We start from the raw sequence: 18,908 nt of genomic DNA, 5'->3' as shown, positions 1-18,908 counted from the left end.
GCCGGCAATGCGGCACTGACCTTAAAGCAGGGTGTCCATTTCCAGCAGGATTTGCTCGCACCACTGTTGCAGACGTTCTTCACTGAGTTCGTATTGATTGACTTCATCCAGCGCCAGTCCGACAAAATGCTTGCCGTCAGGGCTGAGCGGCTTGGGACTGGTAAACTCAAAGCCCTCGGTGGGCCAAAAGCCAATAAACTGCACGCCAAGGGGCAATAGTCGATCGTAGAGCATACCCAGGGCATCGAGAAACCATTCGCCGTAGCCCAACTGGTCGCCCATGCCGTACATGGCAACAATTTTTCCGCGTAAATCCAGTGTGCCAAGCTGTTGCCAAACGGCTTCCCAGTCTTCCTGAATTTCACCAAAATCCCAGGTAGGAATACCGAGGATCAAAATGTCGTAATCTTCCATTTTGGAAGGGTCAACATCCTTTAAATTGTGCAAGTCCACCAAGTCTTCGCCCAGGATATCGCGGATTTTTTCAGCCGCCATCTCGGTGTAACAGGTGCTTGAACCGTAGAAAAGACCAATCTTCATGCTTATTGCCGTAACCTGATCTACCCGCCGTACATGAAGCTGCCGCTACAATGACCCGGGTAGAAGCCAATGAATGCCGTTGAGTGTACCAGAATTGTGCCTAATTAAGGCAAAATGGCAGGCTGTTACCGACACCAAGAGTCAAAACCTGTAGACAGGATAAAGGCGTCATGGTGCCTAAACCAGACGATGGACAGATGCTGGTGGAACAGTTTCATTACCTATTTGTTCTGGCCGTATTGTGCCGTTGATTTACAACTGCTTGACGCAGGCGCTAATCCGGGATGTTCCCGTTTCCCCCACCTGACACGCTGGTAGAAGTCGGGTTTAACGGTGGCCGTCCTGATAAACCGTTTGTGCGTCAAACCCTTGCCTGCCGCGCAAGGTCCAAATATGGCACCGAGCGGCTTGTCCAGTTGGCTGTCAGGTCCGCTATGAGCGAGGAGCGGAAGTTGGCACTTTTGTTCCCACAAGAGTGGCTACTGAAACAGTCGCAATTCACTTTGCTGACTTTGGTTTGTGACAAAGGAGTCAGTGGATACTGAAATGAACGAGGTATCTGCCATATTGTGCTTCAATGACAAACTCTTCGTGCAGGGAGCCATACCACACTGGTGGGCTGGTGATAAGAGTAAAGAACTCTGCAATACCGGTCATTTCATTGAGAGCATCTGTAAAATTGGCGAGGAGGTTCTGCTTGAGTGAGGAAGGCAGAAATTGCATTTCCTCATGCTCAAAGAACCATAAAGCTAATGTCTCCATAAATATTTTTTGAGAGCATGCTTTAAGTTGTGGGTGCCAGTATGCGGACGGAAACTTATCTGTGATGGATGAGTGATACATCGCCAAAGACGTCAGCATGCTGTCACTTTCCTCAAGTTTAATCACAAAATAGTCTGATATGCGGTTTGCCGCATCATTCATACAGCCTACAGCCCGCATAAATCCTGTAAGTCGTTCCGCATATTTATCCATTTTTCCTCTCTAAGCGCGTTGCCCTATCTGAATTCATGAATATAACTACATATTAAGAGTAACGTTTCAGGACATTACAACATGTTTACAGGTGCCCATGTTAAACAGAGCGAGGGGATAGTAAAACCTTGAACCGCCCCAAATGACCAAGACAAACTGCTGTAACAACTTCCGCTGTTGGCACGCAGCAGACGAGTTAACTGAACTGAAGGTCCGCTATGAGCTGTGAGTTCAACGGGGAGATCCCAACTATCGAGTCAATCCTAAAAGCTAGGCCGCTAGCACGCCTTCTTACCTCATTTCTCCCCCAACTGTACACTTTGGTTATTTTATCCAGTGTCAGTAATCTGGCAGTTGCAACGTCAAACTGGTGGTGCCAATCTGGTGTTAATTCGTCGAAAAACTGCAAAGCCTGCTATGTTGCACATGTTAGTGGTAGCCGAGCTTCAAGGAGTTTATATTAGCAAATCGCATGACGTCGCCCTTTCGGTCCGCCGAGCGGAAGAAAATGAAGCGGAATTGTTGCGTGAGATAGTGCGCGCGGCCTATTCCAAATGGATTCCGGTCATTGGTCGTGAACCGACTCCGATGACGGCCGATTTTAATAAGGCCATCCGTGAGCATGACATTGACCTCGCCATTGTCGCAGGGGAAGTGGTCGGCCTGATCGAAATATGGCTCCAGGCCGATCATCTTTGGATCGAAAATGTTGCGGTACATCCCCACCGGCAAGGAATCGGAATCGGCCGTACATTGCTGGCGCATGTTGAAAGTAAGGCAGCTCAAGCGGAGCTTGGGGAAATTCGCCTGCAGACGAACGAGGCGTTCGAGGCGAACATCGCATTATATGCGGCGCTCGGATATGAAATCGATAGACGTGAACCGTTCAAAGGTGGAACGACCGTCTTTATGAGCAAAAAACTGTAGTGGTTACTAAAACTGACCCCGGAACAAAGATTCCTTGATCATTTTAATGTGCGCTGCTGACCCTGACCTGTCCGCTGAAGGATCAAGGGCAGCTATGAGCGAGCAGCGGAAGTTGGCTATCAACTCTGTAGCGATTTAACTCAATATGAGCCACTGAGCGAGATAATCTCAAAAAATTCATTTCCAGTAATTTATCTTCCATAGCGGCCTCTGAATCCGAGTTGAATATTGCTTATTACCATGCTGTAATGCTTTGATGATTAAAGCATAAAATAAATAAGAGGGCAAAATGAGTAAAGTGCTTGCAATCCTGGTTGGTGCTTTGTGCTTCTCTGGAATAGCAAATGCAAATAATAATTACATTCCTATACTATATAACTTGTCAACCATACTTGATTTCAATCCCGTAAAAGGCCCAATAAAATCACTAGATGAACATGTTGTAGCTAATGGAAAGGAAATTCAAGAGATCAAGCTTAATTTTGATAATGGTTTTTGCGTTGAGAATTTAACTATTAATAGGCCGACTGAGGGCTACTCCCTTGAGCTGAAATTAAAGGGTAGTGTTCTTGAGGGGCAAAAAAATGGGAAGCCGTTTTCCATAGAATTGTCTAAGGACTGCAACCTTCATACAGTAAACGATAATGGTGACAAGATGGAATATACACTAAATTCTAATGGGATGATAAAGGATACATTCTTTTTAGGAAGTAAAGTATCTGAACATTTTTATGATAAAGAATCAAATTTTGTTCGTTCAGTATTTCTATTTGAAGATAAAGTACTTTCAAAAAACGAAGTTACCTATGCAGATAGTCATGAGCGGCCTCTGGACTATAAGATAACAAATTCCTCGGGTAACTCAGGTGGATTCATCGCCACAAATTCCTGTGAATACTCAGAACAGCTTGTACCGAAGCTATGCCAACTGACGGTGCAGAAGACCGATTCACCGCCTTCGAAACCAACAGAAATGACGGTGAGCACAAAAGTAGAATTTTATTAAGCGCAACGTTCACTCTTCCGTCGGAAGCCAGCCTTTTTCCGATGGAAGACAACAGACCAGAAGTGAAAATGATATAATTGCCCTCCAGTAATTAATCAAGGAATAAATTCTTGATATAGCGTAATCATCACCAGGCTATAGGCTGGTCTGCATTGAGCGAGTAGCAGAATATTAAGGAGGGCGGCTATTTCCTTGGCTTCCTTTTGCAGGAAGAATTACCCTGTAGCATAACATCGGTTATTCTAATCACTCCTCCGGGTATATTGATAATATGCGTAAACTACAAAAACTCATTGCCGCCGAATATACCAACCCTTCGCCTCAATCCAATCTCCCTTCGACAGCGATACCTCGTATTGCATCAAAATGTCGAAATGATGAAGTTGCAGATGCACATATCCTCATAAAGCAGCTCAAAGCTGAGTTGGCCACAGTTCCTGATTGGGATGGAGATACACAAGATGACATCTGGAAGACCATCGAACTGTTCAGAGCAATCTTGGCGAAGGTAAGAGAATAAATGCTCCTAATGTCCGCTTCACGCCCTGAGACATTCGACAAGCTTTTTACGGCATCAACAAGGGAGATTTTCGCGCTTCTAGTGCCAGCAAATATTTCGCTTCGTCGTAACAGGTTTTGGTCTTCCAGCAGCGGTAAATGATCCGGCCTCCTTGTGAGGCACCGGATCATAAAAAATCTGTCAACGTCCCAGATATTAATGCTTGCGCAACAAATGTAATTCAACCGACCATTTAAACGCCGTCAGATACATAGGCCGGATAATCACTGTAACCTCGCGCGTCTCCGCCAAAGAACGTGTCGCGGTTGTACGTGGCCAGCGGAAACGCGTGACGAATACGCTCCGGCAGGTCAGGGTTTGAGGTGAAAAGGCGGCCAAAGGCAATCAAATCAGCATCACCTTTTTGCAGCATACTTTCTGCGTCATCTGGCTTAAAACCTCCTGCCGCAATAAGGGTCCCCTGATAAAAAGCACGCAAATCACGGCTTGCGACCGGCTCGGAATAATGGCCGGTCTCTCTGTCTTCCGGACCGACGATGCGGGGTTCGATAATATGCAGATAGGCAAGCCCTAACGGGTTTAACTGCTCGACCAGATAGCGGAAAGTCGCCGTAGGATGACTATCATGCATATCACCATAGATACCACTTGGCGAAATACGTACTGCAACGCGCCCCTTGCCCCAAACTTCATTCAAGATTTCTACAGATTCCAGCAAAAAACGCGCCCGGTTTTCAAGACTGCCACCATAATTATCGGTGCGCTGGTTGCTGCCATCCAATAGAAACTGTTCAGGTAAATAGCCATTGGCTGCATGCAACTCTACACCATCAAATCCAGCGGCCCTGGCACGAAGGGCAGCCTGACGTAACTCCTCCATAAGACCCTTTATCTCACTCTTTTCCAATGCGCGTGGCTCGGGAAAAAGCTTGCCTTCATAAGCGCCCTGATGATTTTTAACCACGCCATAGGTGTCTCTGGCGATCAGTGCCGAAGGGGCTATGGGCTGGCGACCTGCTGACAATTCAGGCAGCGACTGGCGACCCGGATGCCAAAGCTGAAGTACGATTTGACTGCCGAGAGCATGCACGGCCTCCACCAACCGCTGCCAGCCCGCCTGTTGATCGTCAGTAAAGATACCCGGTGCATCTTCATAAGCATTGGCAAAGGGGGACACTGCCGTTGCTTCGGCAATAAGCAGTCCGCCCTGACTTGCCCGCTGGCGATAGTATTCAATCATCAATTCGCCTGGGACGCCGCCCTGCGCGGTTCGCATACGCGTAGTGGGCGCCATCACGACGCGATGATCCAGCTGTAATTTTCCTGCTATAACGGGTGACAGTAACGCTTTCATAATATTCCCCTCGCAATGAGCAGGAGCCCTTTTCTACAGGGAGCTCCTCCTTATCGTCATCAGTGAGTTCAATTTTTTAAATTGTTTTTAGACAGGTTTATTGTTGAGCCAGGGTATGCGCAACCTGTGCTGCGCTTATTCCCTCAAGGGCCAGACCATAACCAATGCCCTCTTCCAACAGGCGTTTCAGACGTTGAGTCAGCGCAATGCGGGTATAACGCGAGGTCAGCGGCGGAAGGGCGGCAATGCCGTCGGCAATTTCATGGGCGCGGGAAAGCAGGCTGTCTGCGGGGACAATTTCGTTCACCACGCCCCAGTCTTTCGCAGTCTGAGCATCAAGCACCTGGCGGGTAAGCAGGAAGTAGCGACCACGGATCGAGCCGATGACCTCTGGCCACAAAATGTGTACACCATCACCGGGAACAATCCCGAATTCGAAATGTGGTTTATCCTGGAAAACCGTTTCTGGCGTAGCTAGTACAATATCGGTCAGCAAGGCGTATTCGCTGTGAAGCAGCACCGGGCCATTTAGTGCGGTGATCATCGGAACTTCGATATCCAGAATGTTGCTGAGCACCTTTCTGCCCTCACGCAAGATTTTGTCGAAACCAAGTGGGCTAAAGAAATCGAATCCTTCTGGGCTGATGGCGTCCATAAAGGCATCGCCCGAACCGGTCAGGATCACCGCGCGGTTTTCACGGTCTTCGCCGATTGCGTGAAACAAGGCAACGAACTGTTCATGGGTATGGCCATCAAAAACCAGTTTGTCACCGTCGGTGTGGAATCTGACTTCGAGTACGCCATTGGCTTTGCGAGTCAGGCGGGCATTGGAAAAGGCATTACGATAAGTTTCAAACGTTGACATGGTGGCGATCCTTGTTGTTACCAGTCCGGAGTGGCTGGCCGTGAAACAACAATATTCCATTCCCAATAATATGGGATCGCCTCGTGATTAGATAACAGCTATTCCAGAATGGAATGTCTCAAGCTACTTTTCCGCCATGACGGTTTCAACAAACCCTGCGAACTGCCGTGCCTTGGCGCTAGCCAGGCGACCATTAGGAAACACGGCCCATAGATCGATAGGTGGCAGTTGCCACGCCGTCAGCACTTTTCTGACCGCTCCACTTTCCAACTCCTCGGCAAACATCCAGTCGGAAGCAATGCACAATCCCATATAACTGAGCACGGCTGCACGTTGCCCTTCGGCGGCACTGACACGAATGCGGCCGCTTACTGCTATGGAAATAACCGCTCCCTCACGGGTGAATGACCAGAGGCTGGGCTGGGGGTTATAAAGGATAGCTTCATGTTCTGCCAGCTCGGCCGGGGTTCGGGGCTCCCCTTTTTTGGCGAGATAGCCCGGCGTGGCGATAACGGAGCGGGGGCTGGTCGCCAACTTGCGGGCCACGGCAGTAGAGTCAGACAAATTTCCCATCCTCAGCGAAACGTCAATACCTTCGGCAATCAGGTCAATCACCCGATCGTCAAGAATGACATCCACATCCAGTTCGGGATGTTGCTCAAGAAAGCGTGGAAGCCGAGGTATGACATGCAACCGGGCAAAGGTTGTTGCGGCTGAAATACGCAATTTTCCGGAAAGCCCTTTTCCTGCGCCTCTGGCCGCAAGATCAGTCTCTTCGGCTTCCTGCAGGGCGGCCCGTGCCCTTTCGTAAAATCGTTGGCCTGCCTCGGTCGGCGTCAGGCCGTGAGTTGAACGGGTCAACAAACTGGTTTGCAGGCGGGCTTCGAGCTGAGCCACGATTTTCGACACGGCAGGTTGACCGATGTTGAGCTGTCTGGCCGCAGCCTCTGGCTATCCAGCGTTTTTCGTCAGAAGCCGCCCGTACGGTAAAAATGCTGGATAAGATTCTTGCCAATCATGAGTTTGTCGCCGGAGAGGCATTTTCCATTGCCGATATCGCCCACTTCGGCTGGCTGTGGCGCCGGGAGTTTGCCGGGGTAAGCCTGGAAAAGGCGCCCAATGTCGCACGCTGGTTTGATGAAATGGCGGCTCGCCCAGCCGTACAACACGCCATTGAACGTGTCGACGCACTCGCCCCACGTTAAGCCTTTGAGTTTCGCAACGTGAGCAAAATAGGGTTAACCGTTTTTATATTCAGGACACCAAAATGACACTCCAAGCCAGGCTTGACGCCTTTAAGATCGACTTTGAAGCAGGAAAACCGCCCTATAACGTTCCTCCGGCGGTGATTGAAATAGTGCACCGTGCCACTAACGAACTGATTGAGTCAGGTGCCGCTGCTCGCGCCTTGAAAGCGGGAGACAAGGCCCCGCTGTTCACGCTTAATGACTCTCAGGGACATCCCACATGATTCTGGCACAATATTCGTAACCAATAAGCGCATACCCTGAATCACTTAAAAGTATAACTCTCAGGGTTCGAATGACTATATCTGGCACAACGCAGCCATGCTTATATGAATGGGCAGCTTAGGGCTAAAAGCGGTCGTTACCGCATCCGGATATAATCAGTTTGTCAGAAGCTGTCTGAATGTGGAGATTCGAATTACACGAACGTTTAGGTTTCAAGTGCAGCAAGAATGACGGCTTCCATTTTCTCCGGCGTAGTGATCGGTGAAAAACGTCTGAGGGGTTTGCCGTCGCGCCCGATCAGGAACTTAGTGAAGTTCCACTTGATCCGCCCACCCAGCACACCGGGCAATTCGTCTTTTAGGAAACGAAACACCGGGTGCGTAGCCGGGCCGTTGACCTCCACTTTTTCGAATATCGGGAAGCTCACACCATAATTGATGTGGCAAGTCTGCGCGATGTCGTCGGCACCGCCGGGTTCCTGATTACCGAACTGGTTACAGGGGAAACCAAGCACCACCAGCCCCTGGGGAGCGAACTTCTTGTAGAGCGATTCAAGGCCTGCGTATTGCGGCGTGAAGCCACAATGGCTGGCGGTATTCACCACCAGAACCAGCTTACCCGCATAGTCGGCCATAGAAATGAACTGCCCACTCAGACTGGTGGCGGTGAGTTGATGAAAGGTGGTCATGTCGGGCTCCTCAGAGAAGATGTGCAAAGTCGAACAGAGAGTGACGGAATAAGTTGCTGTAATAACAGGCAACATGCGACAGAAGCTCAGCCCGCAAAACCGATGCCTGCCGGGCATTTAAGCACTTTGTAGATCTCAGAAATAACCTGCGCCGTTGCGTCTTCGATGATTCCTTCATTACGGCATAACACCCAGCCCTGAGCTGCAACTTCTCGCTCGAACGCCCTGCTACAAGCGACATGCACTTCCAGCTTATGAATGACAGTACTGCTTAGCCCACGCGCTCTGGCCGCGGCCCTGGCCCATGAAATGTCAGGCGCAGTAACCACCCCGATATGCAGGTCTGGCGTTCGCACGTTTCGTTCAATATTAAGCTGTAAGATCTCTGCAAATGGAACCTTCCGGCGAAACGCGGCTTCCGACGGGTACCAGCGATCCATTAAGATAATGCTGTCCGGTGGCTGTTTTGGCAGCACATGCTCGGAAATCCAGGCACGGCTATCAGCAAAGCGCTCACAAACTTCCCGTTCCAATTCCAGGGTGGGATGTCTGGCGAGCCTGTTCACGAGGGCCATTGTTTCCCCCCTGTAAGGATCGCTTTTTTTCTCGCTAAGTCGGATCACCTTCTTGTTATCTGCCCTGAGCACTTTCGTCATGGCCTCCAGCAGTGTGGTTTTGCCGACTCCCTTGGGCCCGTCCAGAGATATAAACAGCGGACGACTCATTGTTGAAATGACGTTTGACATAGGGTTTGCTTAACACTCAACTGTGGCAAAAGCATCTTATAACCTTCTTAGTAACAGCCGACCACCCTGTCGTTCGCAGCCGCTGTCTGTCGCGTCAGCATGATCCACCTACCCAAAACGGGTAAATGAATTGATGATCAGATGATTTAGTAAGTTAATGATTTAAATTGGTTTTTCACATCAATAGTGAACCAGCCCGCCGTCCACCGCATACTGGCTTCCGGTTACATAGGACGCATCATCTGAGAGCAGAAAAAGTGCGACGGCGGCAGCTTCATCAGCGGTACCAGCTCGCCCGAGAGGCACCTGACTTACCACAAAATCTTCAAACTTTTGCCGTGACTCTTCGGACATGAAGTGCCTGAAATTCGTCTCGACAGGTCCTGGCACCAGCGTATTGGCGCGAATGTCGCGCGCGGCAAGTGCGGCAGCCCAGCTTTTTACCATGGCAACCACGGCACCTTTGGTTGCACCATATAAGCTCTTCATGGGCGCACCTTCATAGACCGAAGACGATGCGGTGACCAACACGGATGCACCTGGGTTCAACATGTTGGAAAGTGACGCAAGCTGCAACATCGGCCCGCGTACATTGGCATTCATCATGCGGTTAAAGGCGTCGGCCGTAACGGATTCCGGTGCACCAATTTCTGCGTAACCCGCATTCAGCCACAATCCGTCGAGCTGCCCCCAGCCGCTGACTGCGGTGGCGAGCGCATCAATATCAGCTTCACTTGCCGCATCACTTTTCAGGATCAGCGTGGTGTCCGGCAGCAGCGTGCAGGTTTGGGCCAGACGTTCATCACTCAGTCCCGTGATGGCAACCTGTCCTCCCTCTTTCACAATTCACAGCGCACCTGCCAGCCCAATGCCGCTGGTGCCACCCGTGATAAGTACACGTTTACCGTGAAATCTTCCCATCATTACGCCCCTTTGAACCTTTGAATCGGCATTTACCTTACGAAAGATAACCGTAGTCGTCATCTGTTTAATCATGTGGAAGTGACATTAATGGATGCCCTGCCCCGATCGATTCTGGCAGTACAATTTTTCCATCGGATGATAAGGTGAGATTTCCCTAAATTTTCCGGGCAGGAATGAAAGTGAACATTTCAGAGAAACATGAATGGCAAAAGGATATGTACCTGGTAAGCACAGACACAGAAAAATTGGATGTGCAGGCTATACACCGGTATCTGACCAGGTCTACCTGGGCTAAAGGTATTGAACTGGATATTGTCTCTGCATCAATAGAAAACAGCCTTAACTTTGGCGTTTATCATAATGAAATCCAGATAGGTTTCGCTCGTCTGATAACGGACTATGCGACATTCGCCTACCTTTGCGATGTCTATGTGCTTGAAGAATATCAGGGAGAAGGGCTTGGAAGATGGGTGATGGAATGCATACACCTTCACCCTGTGTTTGAAAAGCTTCGCAGAATAATGTTGTTCACAACAACAGCTCCCTGGCTTTATGAAAAGCTTGGGTATGAGCCCGTAAATCGCGAAAACTATGCATGGACCATTACCCGGCCTGATATTTATATCCATGGGAATAAACCGGGCTGACAAACACTCACCTTCCGCTCCCGGTTGACTTATTTACGCCTGTTTTTGCAAGGGCTGCTTCTTGCACAGGGCTGCTGTTGCAGCCCTGAGAACCTTAGACTTCGATCGATTCAGAGATTTCTAAGGCATCATCGACTTCAATGCCCAGATAACGGACTGTGCTTTCCAGTTTCTTATGACCCAACAGAAGTTGGATCACCCTGAGATTCTTGGTCTTCTTGTATATCAGGTAAGGTTTTGTTCTTCTCATGGAATGTGTGCTGTGGTGTACAGCGAATCTTCGAGGCCAAGCTTAGCTACCCATCCATGAAAAATACGGTTGTATTGCCGGGTTGAAATGTGTTAGCAAGAACCGACCCGGGATTGGAACAGATAGTCTTTATTGTGCAAATTACCCAGCTTTATCAGTGCCGCAACGGCTTCCCTTGTCCCTTTAGTTAACTCAAACTGGACGGGGTTGCCGGTCTTCTGTTGCAACACCGTTGCTCTGCTTGAAACTGAACTGCCATATGCAACATCTGATACTTTTAGTTTAACCAGATCACAGCCCCGTAGCTTACTGTCCAAAGCCATGTTGAACAGGGCCAGATCGCGCGTTTTACCTTCCAGTTCAAGCCTGATTCGGATCCCCCAGATATGAGATATCTGAAGCGGTCTTTTTTGGCCGATGATACGGTCTTTGTTCCACGGTAACGTGTTCATGCTCAAATCTCCTGCAATGTGGGAGATTTGAGTATGGTTGTCCTTCAAGAGCGCAGGCTGTGTGAAAACTCATAGCTTCAAGTAACCAAACAATATTTCTCATCTGTGTTTTAATAAAGTCGTTTAAGTTGACGAAGTAATCTGTGTTTTTTTCGGGTGACTCAGGAGTTTTTAAAGCGGGGAAGAACCTGATATTTGTTGTTACTGGAGGGTAAAATGGCTGGAACCGTTAGCCGTATTATTCCTGCAGTTGAATTATCAATCCTTCAGTACCCCATATTGATAGCATCCTTTTCAGGTTATAAGCCAATATATGAAGGCTGATTTCTGTACTGACATTTTTAAATTTCCGCATCAGGAAGTGTGTTGCACCCATCAACATTTTAATTGTCCCAAACGGATGTTCTACCGTTTGCTTTCGCATGACTACCGCTTGAGGAAATGCCTCAAGCCGGGCATGCATTTCTTCCATTTCAGCTTCATGAACCCAGCGCCGTATACGTCTTGGATCGCGTTTTGATGTCGTGCACCTGGAACGCTGGCTGCAATCGCGACAGGCAATATTGTTAAAGTACAACTGTTGCTCCAGTCCGTCCTCTATTGAGGTAAATCGATTCTGAAGCTCATTGCCCATTGGGCATACATAAACATCTTTTTCCCTGTTATATCTGAACATTGAGCGGTTATAGAGCCCCTTACGTTCAGCACCAGAGGTATCTCCCTTTGGCACCAACGCCACGGCTCCGCTATCCAGAACTGTTTTAATATCGCTGCGACTGTAATACCCTTTGTCGGCAAGTACTGTTATGTCCTTCCGGCCAACAGCTTTCTGAGCCAGTGTTGCTACTGAACCAAGTTGCCCATTATCTGTTGTGTTGGTGACTTCATGCGCAACAATCAAATGGTTCTTCGTATCCACAGCTGTCTGAACGTTGTAGCAAACTTGCCGGTTCATATTATTTGTTTTCATCAACCGGGAGTCAGGGTCGGTTAAAGAGAGTTGTTTATCTGGCTGTTGTGCGATTGCTTGTTGGATCTCCTGAAGCTCACGTAAACGCTTTTTTAGCCAGGCCAGTTTAGTGGCTGTTAACTTTGTGTTTGCATCGGGCTCAGTATTCTTGTCGGCTTCATCCAGCTTGTTTAAATAAAAAGTAATACTTTGCTCAACGCGCTCAATATGGTCTTTGGCTTTCTGGGATGTGAAGTTGTTGGGTTTGCTGTTTACTGCTTTGAATTTGCTGCCGTCAATGGCAACAACGACATCAGTGAACATTTGCATTTGCCGGCACAGGCCAATAAAGGCCCGACAGGCATTCCTGATACCTTCACCGTTATCTTTTCTGAAATCTGCAATGGTTTTAAAGTCAGGCGTTAATCGTTCAAGTAACCACATCAGTTCAACGTTCCGATGGGCCTCTTTTTCCAGTCTGTGGGAGGACTGAATTCGGTTTTGATATCCGTAAATGTACAGCTTCAGTAGGGTGGCAGGGTGATATCCGTGCCGTCCGGTTCGTTTTGCATCAATTCTTCTGAAACCAAGAGAATCAAATCAAGCTGTAACCCATCTACAAATATATCAACCACTCTGACGGGGTTATCTTCAGTGACAAAATCATCCAGTGCATCAGGGAGCAATGTCACCTGATGCCTGCCATGTCCTTGAATGTGATTGGCCATGTCGGTACCCACAGTATTTACTTGTATGTTTATAATTTTAATAGAAAAGTAAGTATGTTGCATGGGTTTATAAAGAATGGTTGATCATATGCAGCCATCGCTTAGACCAAAAAGTGATCAGGTGTTTTCACACAGCCTGAGCGAACAGCGGAAGTTCGGAATGTATACTTACATCGAGGCGTCTTGAGCAATGGGGAGCAGGTCATAATGAATGACTGGGGATCGAATTGTTGCAGAATACCAGGGAAGGCACGAATGACGGTTTCAAGCCTTGATGACCGTTTTATCTACTTATAGCCAAATTCATTTTATAGCCAAATTCATTCAAATGACCTTGTATTTATTTAATTTTGGAGAATACTATTTCCCTTAGCCCTGTATTTAATCTTAAAATGGACCTATTATGTTGATAACGTTGGAGAATACCCCTACTTGGGTATTTGTCGTTTTCTTTGTCACGCTATATTACTGTTTTAAAGCCCGCCGCCGTAGGGACGTTGATATTCATAGCTTTATTTTGTTACCTTGTATCTTCCTGAGCCTTTCTTTATGGTCGATATGGCACCATCCGCTACCATTAACTATGTCAGTATATTGGTTGTCGTCCTTTATAATAAGCGCACTCATAATATTCAAATTTACTCAAAAAGCGGCTGTAAGTCTGGGAACTAAAGTTAATACAATTAACATACCTAGTACAATTTCTGTATTGATTGTTTTTTTGTTATATTTTGCGGTGCGTTATTATCTAGGATACTCCGAGGCGATGGCTAATCCTCATAGTCTATCTCTTATGCAACTAACAATCTTGGCGATTGCATCCGGTCTGAGTGTTGGGTTTTACAGTGGGCGAGCGCTGGGCTTTTACATGAAATATCTTAGACTAGCAGCTCAGATGCTTCGTGGGTGAATTCGCTGACCGGTTTGCCAACCCATCTCACTGACCTGCGCCCCTTTGATTAACGCACTTTACTGTTCGTGACTTCCGCTTTTGGCACAGAGCGGACATTAACGCCAAACTTTAGGGCTGCTAAAGTGAAGTACAAATCCTTCCAGTCGCACTATCGGTAATATCAGCGCCTTGTCATAAATTCTCTTCGAGGTATAAGGCTCTAAATAGTCAGCGCTATAATTTATAGCATGTAACGATATCATCAAACTCTGAGCCGGATTTTGGCTGTGAATTCGGACGATCAAGCTGTCTTGCCTAAAAAATAAGGTTAGGCCAGGCGTGGCGGGGTCTGCGGGTGATGGGCTGGCATTTTTTAAAACTGAAATTTGTGTATGTTGAAATTACTTGCGCGGTTCGCACTTGTACAAAGTAACTATTTGTAACTTGGTAGACATTGCGTGGCATGTAAGAACTTCCCCTTCAATTTTCTTTGTGTGGGCTACTCTTCGACTTTATAAAACTGTTGAAAATTTCATCATTAGTCATTTTCCAATGTTTGTCGCAGTCGCAGGCAGAGATACCATCGCAAGGCTAAGTGCTGATAGAATGTAGGTGGTTGACCTAATTATAGTGACCCTTCATCAGACTGGTTAAGGATATATCTGTCGCCACTTTATCGCCTAATCATTAGTGGGTAATTAATTGATTTATAGGTACTTTTTTAAACCCCCATGAAATAGACCAATTTTCATGCTTATTGCCGTAACCTGATCTACCCGCCGTACATGAAGCTGCCGCTACAATGACCCGGGTAGAAGCCAATGAATGCCGTTGAGTGTACCAGAATTGAGCCTAATTAAGGCAAAATGGCAGGCTGTTACCGACACCAAGAGTCAAAACCTGTAGACAGGATAAAGGCGTCAAGGTGCCTAAACCAGACGATGGACAGATGCTGGTGGAACAGTTTCATTACCTATTTGTTCTGGCCGTATTGTGCCGTTGATTTACAACTGCTTGACGCAGGCGCTAATCCGGGATGTTCCAGTTTCCCCCACCTGACACGCTGGTAGAAGTCGGGTTTAAAGGTGGTCGTCCTGATAAACCGTTTGTGCGTCAAACCCTTGCCTGCCGCGCAAGGTCCAAATCTGGCACAGAGCGGCCTGTCCAGTTGGCTGTCAGGTCCGCTATGAGCGAAGAGCGGAATGATGGCATTCATTCCCATGCTGACGAAGTAGTTGTCTAGAGTCTGACTTTATCTAAAATTCGCCCTAAATCATTTAACAACGTAAAGGCGGCTTCTTTTGACGCCCCGATTCTAGTTTCAAATTCAGGTACAGAAATACCATTGCAAACTTCATTCAACGCTGAATAGAGAATTAACAACTCATTGTTATCTATAGATAATTCAGTCTTTTTTTCGTCAACTGATACGGCGTCCATTACTCACCTCAAATTATCTAACTATGCTCTGGCATGTACATGCCTAAGAAGTTCAGCCTTATAAAACAATATTCGTAACCAGTAAGCGCATACCCTGAATCACTTAAAAGTGTAACCCTCAAGGTTCGAATGACTATATCTGGCACTGAGCGGAAGGGGGGGCGTGGCGCTGAGGGTCTGTAACAAATTGAGCGGAAAAACGTAGGAAATATCGCGACTTTTTTTCAGGTCAGCGCGACCCTCACCTTTAGTCCAATAATGAGCGTGGCAAAAAGCATTATGCAACCAGCGGTTTTAGCCTGATCGGGAACGGAACGCGCTACCCAGTTTGACCAGCAACGGGTACGCCCCCAAATGCCATCCTCTACAACGCGATGAACAACATCAATCCTTTTTCCTCTAGTGGCAGCAAAATCATGCTTAATGCCGCTAAACCGACAAGCGTTGGCATTAGTATCAGGATAAGACGTAGGCTTCTCTCCATTAGCCATCCAGCAATCAGCTTACCGATAAAATTAGCGATGCCAAATCCGAGTAGTATTAAAGACAAACGATCCACATCAAGTTGGGCAATATTTTCAAGAGCCGGACGAATATAGGTAAACAGTGCATACTGGCCAGTATGGGCAATCACACATCCCGTCATTCCCATCGCAATACCGGGGCGGCGGAGTAAATCCATGACAGATGCCGTTATCATCATTTTACGCAGAGCCATACCAGGAAGGGTAAATAGCTGGAAGAGCAGTGTCAGCATGCCGACTAAACTTGCAGCGAGAAACGCACTACACCAGCCATAAAGCCCACCTAAATAGCTCCCCAGAGGGATCGAAACTACGGTACTGACAGCAATACCGCTAAAAATAATGGAAAGAGCACGCGGGACACTTTTAGCAGGGACCAGCCGCATAGCGACGGCAGCAACCATACTCCAGAATCCTCCCAGCGCTATGCAAGGGAGGTGCGAATGCGCATCGCAAGTCACTGGATTATCCACGATAAAATCTCAATTGACACCGTTGCTCTTCGCCTCGGCTATGCCTCACAGGCAGCGTTTAGCAGAGCTTTTAAGCGCATCAATGGATATCCGCTAGGCGCTATGCGTCAGCGACCCGCGATAGGCGTTAATACAGTCAATGAGTGAATGTTATCTTTATCATTTGCGGGAGTCGCTGTAGGAGGCCGCACTCAACATTAAAAACGGAGCGGAAACGGCTTGTCACCACTCAACGAATCGCAATTTCCTTAATTTCCGCTTCTGACCGGCTTCTCATCAACTGCTCTATTTCTTAGTCGTTATTATAATTTTTGCACCCGAGTGCAAAAACCGTTTGCACTCGGGTGCAAAAATTAACATAATCACAACATTGCTTTTGTATGGACTTTTTTTATCGTACTTAACTGCGGGAATATGCAATGAGAGGAGTTTCTTTTCGTCGGTGTTTAACGTTCAATATCAGATCTGTATCTCTGACACTAAAATCAGGCTAATGACGAAAGAAACCAAAGCGCCAAAACCTTCGAAAGCCACGGCCAGCGATGTCGCCGAACTGGCGGGCGTGTCGAAATGGACGGTGTCGCGGGCGTTTACTCCCGGCGCATCAGTCTCCGACAAAGCGCAAAAAAAAGTGCTGGCGGCCGCGGAAATGCTCGGTTATCGCCCTAACCTGCTGGCACGCAGTCTGACCAAGAAAAGCACACACATCATTGGCGTTGCCATTGATGAGCTGAAAAACCCGCATTCGATGATGGTTCTCGATACGGTAACAAAAGCATTACAAACTCGCGGTTATATGACGTTGCTGCTCAACATCACCGAGGGCGAAAATTATCAGGCCGTGATTACGATGGCCGATCAGCTTCAGGTTGATGGCATTTTGTTTTTAGGTAACGTGCTGACCACCCAGCTTTACGATGTCGCTCACGCCATGCATCACATCCCGTTAGTGCAGGTTTGTCGTAACAGTGAGGAGCAGCGCGGTGTCGATATTGTGAATATTGATGGTTATCAAGCCGGTCGCGAGATCGCAGAGCTGTTTCTCGCGCAGGGTTATCAGCGGTTTGGCTACATGAAAGGACCGGATGTCGGCTCTAACCACCTGCTGCGTATGGAAGGGTTTCGTGACGGGCTGGAGGCAAAAGGCGCGACGATGAATGTCATGATGGTCGCCGGGCATTATGATCGCAACGCAGCGTATCAACAGATCACCGGGTACTGGCAGGCAACGCCCCGCGGAGAGCGTATTGACGCGATGTTTTGTGAGAACGATATTCTGGCCATTGGCGTGCTCGAAGCGCTGATTGCGCGGGATCAGCGGCACAGTATGGGCGTCATCGGCTTTGACGATATTGACGAGGCCAGTTCACCGGTCTGGCAGCTGACATCGTACCGTCAGCCAAGGGAAAAACTGATCGCCGAAGCGCTGAACCGGCTGATTGATGATAATCCGGATCCCGATGGCGACTGGCGTCATGGGGAACTGATTATCAGGCAGTCACACCTGAAGAAGTAACAGAACGAACGCTGTTTCGGATCAGGATACTAAAATCTGACCGGAACAGTGATAACAATAAAACATAATTGTGCATTTGAACTATTTATTCATTCTTAAAATAAAATACCGGGGAAACACCTCTCAGGGTTTCCTTCCTTAATATTTATCCTCTGGTGATAAATCATTAGCTTAATCATGTTTTTTAACAGGATCGGTTTTCTGTTGCCGCTCCGCAGGGATCCGCTTGCCTGAAATAAGCGGTTATAAAACAGTTAATAAAATGTCGTGCTATTGAAGGATATATTCATGAACCGAAGAGAAGCGCTCTTTTCACTGAGTTCACTGGTCGCCACCCTAACCGTGGTACCCAAACTGAGTGCGAAAGAAATGCACAATGTCCCGCTGGAAACACAGCTGACAAAAGATGTGTTGCCCGTCCCTGCCCTGCAAGGCGGCTATCAGGTATTAACCAACGAGACCGACCGCAAAAATCTGGCGGCTATTTTTGACCGGCTGATCCCCGCCGACGATCACGGTCCTTCCGCCAGTGAAGAAGGCTGCATAGAATTCATCGACAGCCAGCTCGCAGGCGACTACGGTGCAGGATCCGCGCTGTATCTGGTCGGCCCGCTGCGTCCGGAGAATGAAGAGAAACTGATGGGCAGCCCGCAATTTCTTTCCTCTCCGCGTGAGCGCTATATGACCGGACTGAAAGCCCTCGAAGCCTGGTCGCAGACTCACCACCACGCCTCCTTTTTTAGCCTAAATGCTGATCAGATCGACGCATTTCTGACTGATATGGAAGCCGGGAAAATTAATCTCGGTGCGGATGTCAATAGTCAGGCATTTTTTGAATTAATGCTGCAAAACGTTCGTGAAGGTTATTTATCCGACCCGCTCTATGGCGGAAATAAAACCATGGCCGGCTGGAAAATGATTGGCTTCCCTGGCGCCCGTTATGACTACCGTCAATATATTGACCGTCGCGGTGAAGATTTAAAATTAATTCCCGTCAGCCTGATCCCGAACGATTAATTG

General features: G+C 47.9%; 18 protein-coding genes and 4 pseudogenes. 9 read left to right on the top strand and 13 right to left on the bottom strand.

Translation table 11 applies throughout. The features are described from left to right. Window positions 1-21: 21 nt before the first annotated feature. On the bottom strand, window positions 22-540 hold the full coding sequence (gene fldB, locus GW590_RS00990; protein ID WP_169401158.1) for a flavodoxin FldB: 519 nt from the start codon (window positions 538-540) through the stop codon (window positions 22-24). 531 nt (window positions 541-1,071) lie between these two features. Then, window positions 1,072-1,515 (bottom strand): hypothetical protein, encoded by a 444-nt coding sequence (locus tag GW590_RS00985; protein ID WP_169401157.1) that lies wholly within the window; start codon window positions 1,513-1,515, stop codon window positions 1,072-1,074. Window positions 1,516-1,869: 354 nt separating this feature from the next. On the opposite strand from GW590_RS00985, the gene GW590_RS00980 reads away from it, so the two are divergent. From GW590_RS00980 to GW590_RS00970, 3 genes are all read left to right on the top strand, one after another. Continuing rightward, window positions 1,870-2,442 carry a GNAT family N-acetyltransferase gene (locus GW590_RS00980; protein WP_235955826.1) on the top strand — a complete coding sequence of 191 codons (573 nt, stop codon included), beginning with the start codon at window positions 1,870-1,872 and terminating at the stop codon, window positions 2,440-2,442. 289 nt (window positions 2,443-2,731) lie between these two features. Continuing rightward, complete coding sequence (locus GW590_RS00975) at window positions 2,732-3,448, top strand: YnfC family lipoprotein (protein ID WP_169401156.1); 717 nt, start codon at window positions 2,732-2,734, stop codon at window positions 3,446-3,448. Between the two features lie 271 nt (window positions 3,449-3,719). Continuing rightward, entirely contained in the window at window positions 3,720-3,968 is a 249-nt protein-coding gene (locus GW590_RS00970) for a hypothetical protein (RefSeq protein WP_169401155.1), read from the top strand. Between the two features lie 232 nt (window positions 3,969-4,200). Here GW590_RS00970 and GW590_RS00965 read toward each other — a convergent pair whose 3' ends face one another. The 4 genes and pseudogenes from GW590_RS00965 to GW590_RS24495 form a co-directional block, all read right to left on the bottom strand. Beyond that, window positions 4,201-5,322: an alkene reductase gene (locus GW590_RS00965; RefSeq protein WP_169401154.1), complete on the bottom strand. Its 1,122-nt coding sequence runs from the start codon at window positions 5,320-5,322 to the stop codon at window positions 4,201-4,203. A 97-nt stretch (window positions 5,323-5,419) separates the two neighbouring features. Further along, entirely contained in the window at window positions 5,420-6,187 is a 768-nt protein-coding gene (locus GW590_RS00960; RefSeq protein ID WP_169401153.1) for an enoyl-CoA hydratase/isomerase family protein, read from the bottom strand. A gap of 123 nt (window positions 6,188-6,310) precedes the next feature. After that, window positions 6,311-6,976: a substrate binding domain-containing protein gene (locus GW590_RS00955; protein WP_328803036.1), complete on the bottom strand. Its 666-nt coding sequence runs from the start codon at window positions 6,974-6,976 to the stop codon at window positions 6,311-6,313. 39 nt (window positions 6,977-7,015) lie between these two features. After that, window positions 7,016-7,120, bottom strand: a pseudogene (locus tag GW590_RS24495) (LysR family transcriptional regulator); the annotation flags it as partial. Between the two features lie 14 nt (window positions 7,121-7,134). Here GW590_RS24495 and GW590_RS00950 point away from each other — a divergent pair. Both GW590_RS00950 and GW590_RS00945 read left to right on the top strand, forming a co-directional pair. Then, the gene (locus GW590_RS00950; protein WP_408014903.1) at window positions 7,135-7,392 is read left to right on the top strand and encodes a glutathione binding-like protein; all 258 of its coding nucleotides are present in this window, start codon (window positions 7,135-7,137) and stop codon (window positions 7,390-7,392) included. Between the two features lie 62 nt (window positions 7,393-7,454). Then, window positions 7,455-7,658: a hypothetical protein gene (locus GW590_RS00945; RefSeq protein ID WP_211186578.1), complete on the top strand. Its 204-nt coding sequence runs from the start codon at window positions 7,455-7,457 to the stop codon at window positions 7,656-7,658. A 206-nt stretch (window positions 7,659-7,864) separates the two neighbouring features. Here GW590_RS00945 and GW590_RS00940 read toward each other — a convergent pair whose 3' ends face one another. The 3 genes from GW590_RS00940 to GW590_RS00930 form a co-directional block, all read right to left on the bottom strand. After that, complete coding sequence (locus tag GW590_RS00940; protein ID WP_169401151.1) at window positions 7,865-8,347, bottom strand: glutathione peroxidase; 483 nt, start codon at window positions 8,345-8,347, stop codon at window positions 7,865-7,867. Between the two features lie 86 nt (window positions 8,348-8,433). Then, window positions 8,434-9,072 carry a dTMP kinase gene (locus GW590_RS00935; RefSeq protein ID WP_169401632.1) on the bottom strand — a complete coding sequence of 213 codons (639 nt, stop codon included), beginning with the start codon at window positions 9,070-9,072 and terminating at the stop codon, window positions 8,434-8,436. 201 nt (window positions 9,073-9,273) lie between these two features. After that, window positions 9,274-9,939, bottom strand: coding sequence for an SDR family NAD(P)-dependent oxidoreductase (locus tag GW590_RS00930; RefSeq protein ID WP_328803035.1), 666 nt, complete (start codon window positions 9,937-9,939; stop codon window positions 9,274-9,276). 251 nt (window positions 9,940-10,190) lie between these two features. Between GW590_RS00930 and GW590_RS00925 the strand changes: the two genes are divergently transcribed. Continuing rightward, complete coding sequence (locus GW590_RS00925) at window positions 10,191-10,664, top strand: GNAT family N-acetyltransferase (RefSeq protein WP_211186577.1); 474 nt, start codon at window positions 10,191-10,193, stop codon at window positions 10,662-10,664. A 94-nt stretch (window positions 10,665-10,758) separates the two neighbouring features. Here GW590_RS00925 and GW590_RS00920 read toward each other — a convergent pair. The 4 genes and pseudogenes from GW590_RS00920 to GW590_RS00900 all read right to left on the bottom strand — a co-directional run. Next, window positions 10,759-11,366, bottom strand: a pseudogene (locus tag GW590_RS00920) (tyrosine-type recombinase/integrase). A 238-nt stretch (window positions 11,367-11,604) separates the two neighbouring features. Continuing rightward, window positions 11,605-13,043: pseudogene (locus GW590_RS00915) on the bottom strand (IS1182 family transposase). 2,131 nt (window positions 13,044-15,174) lie between these two features. Then, window positions 15,175-15,375, bottom strand: a complete 201-nt coding sequence (locus GW590_RS00905) for a hypothetical protein (protein ID WP_169401148.1) — start codon at window positions 15,373-15,375, stop codon at window positions 15,175-15,177. Window positions 15,376-15,599: 224 nt separating this feature from the next. After that, window positions 15,600-16,327 (bottom strand): annotated as a pseudogene (locus tag GW590_RS00900) (MFS transporter); the annotation flags it as partial. 15 nt (window positions 16,328-16,342) lie between these two features. Between GW590_RS00900 and GW590_RS00895 the strand changes: the two are divergent. From GW590_RS00895 to GW590_RS00885, 3 genes are all read left to right on the top strand, one after another. Then, window positions 16,343-16,519 carry a helix-turn-helix domain-containing protein gene (locus GW590_RS00895; protein ID WP_408014896.1) on the top strand — a complete coding sequence of 59 codons (177 nt, stop codon included), beginning with the start codon at window positions 16,343-16,345 and terminating at the stop codon, window positions 16,517-16,519. A gap of 346 nt (window positions 16,520-16,865) precedes the next feature. After that, window positions 16,866-17,888, top strand: a complete 1,023-nt coding sequence (locus GW590_RS00890; protein WP_169401147.1) for a LacI family DNA-binding transcriptional regulator — start codon at window positions 16,866-16,868, stop codon at window positions 17,886-17,888. 288 nt (window positions 17,889-18,176) lie between these two features. Beyond that, window positions 18,177-18,905, top strand: coding sequence for a gluconate 2-dehydrogenase subunit 3 family protein (locus tag GW590_RS00885; protein WP_169401146.1), 729 nt, complete (start codon window positions 18,177-18,179; stop codon window positions 18,903-18,905). The last annotated feature ends 3 nt before the right edge of the window (window positions 18,906-18,908 follow it).

This window comes from Rouxiella aceris, from assembly GCF_012933545.1.
GTDB lineage: Bacteria > Pseudomonadota > Gammaproteobacteria > Enterobacterales > Enterobacteriaceae > Rouxiella > Rouxiella aceris.
This window is presented reverse-complemented; position numbering and strand designations above follow the sequence as displayed.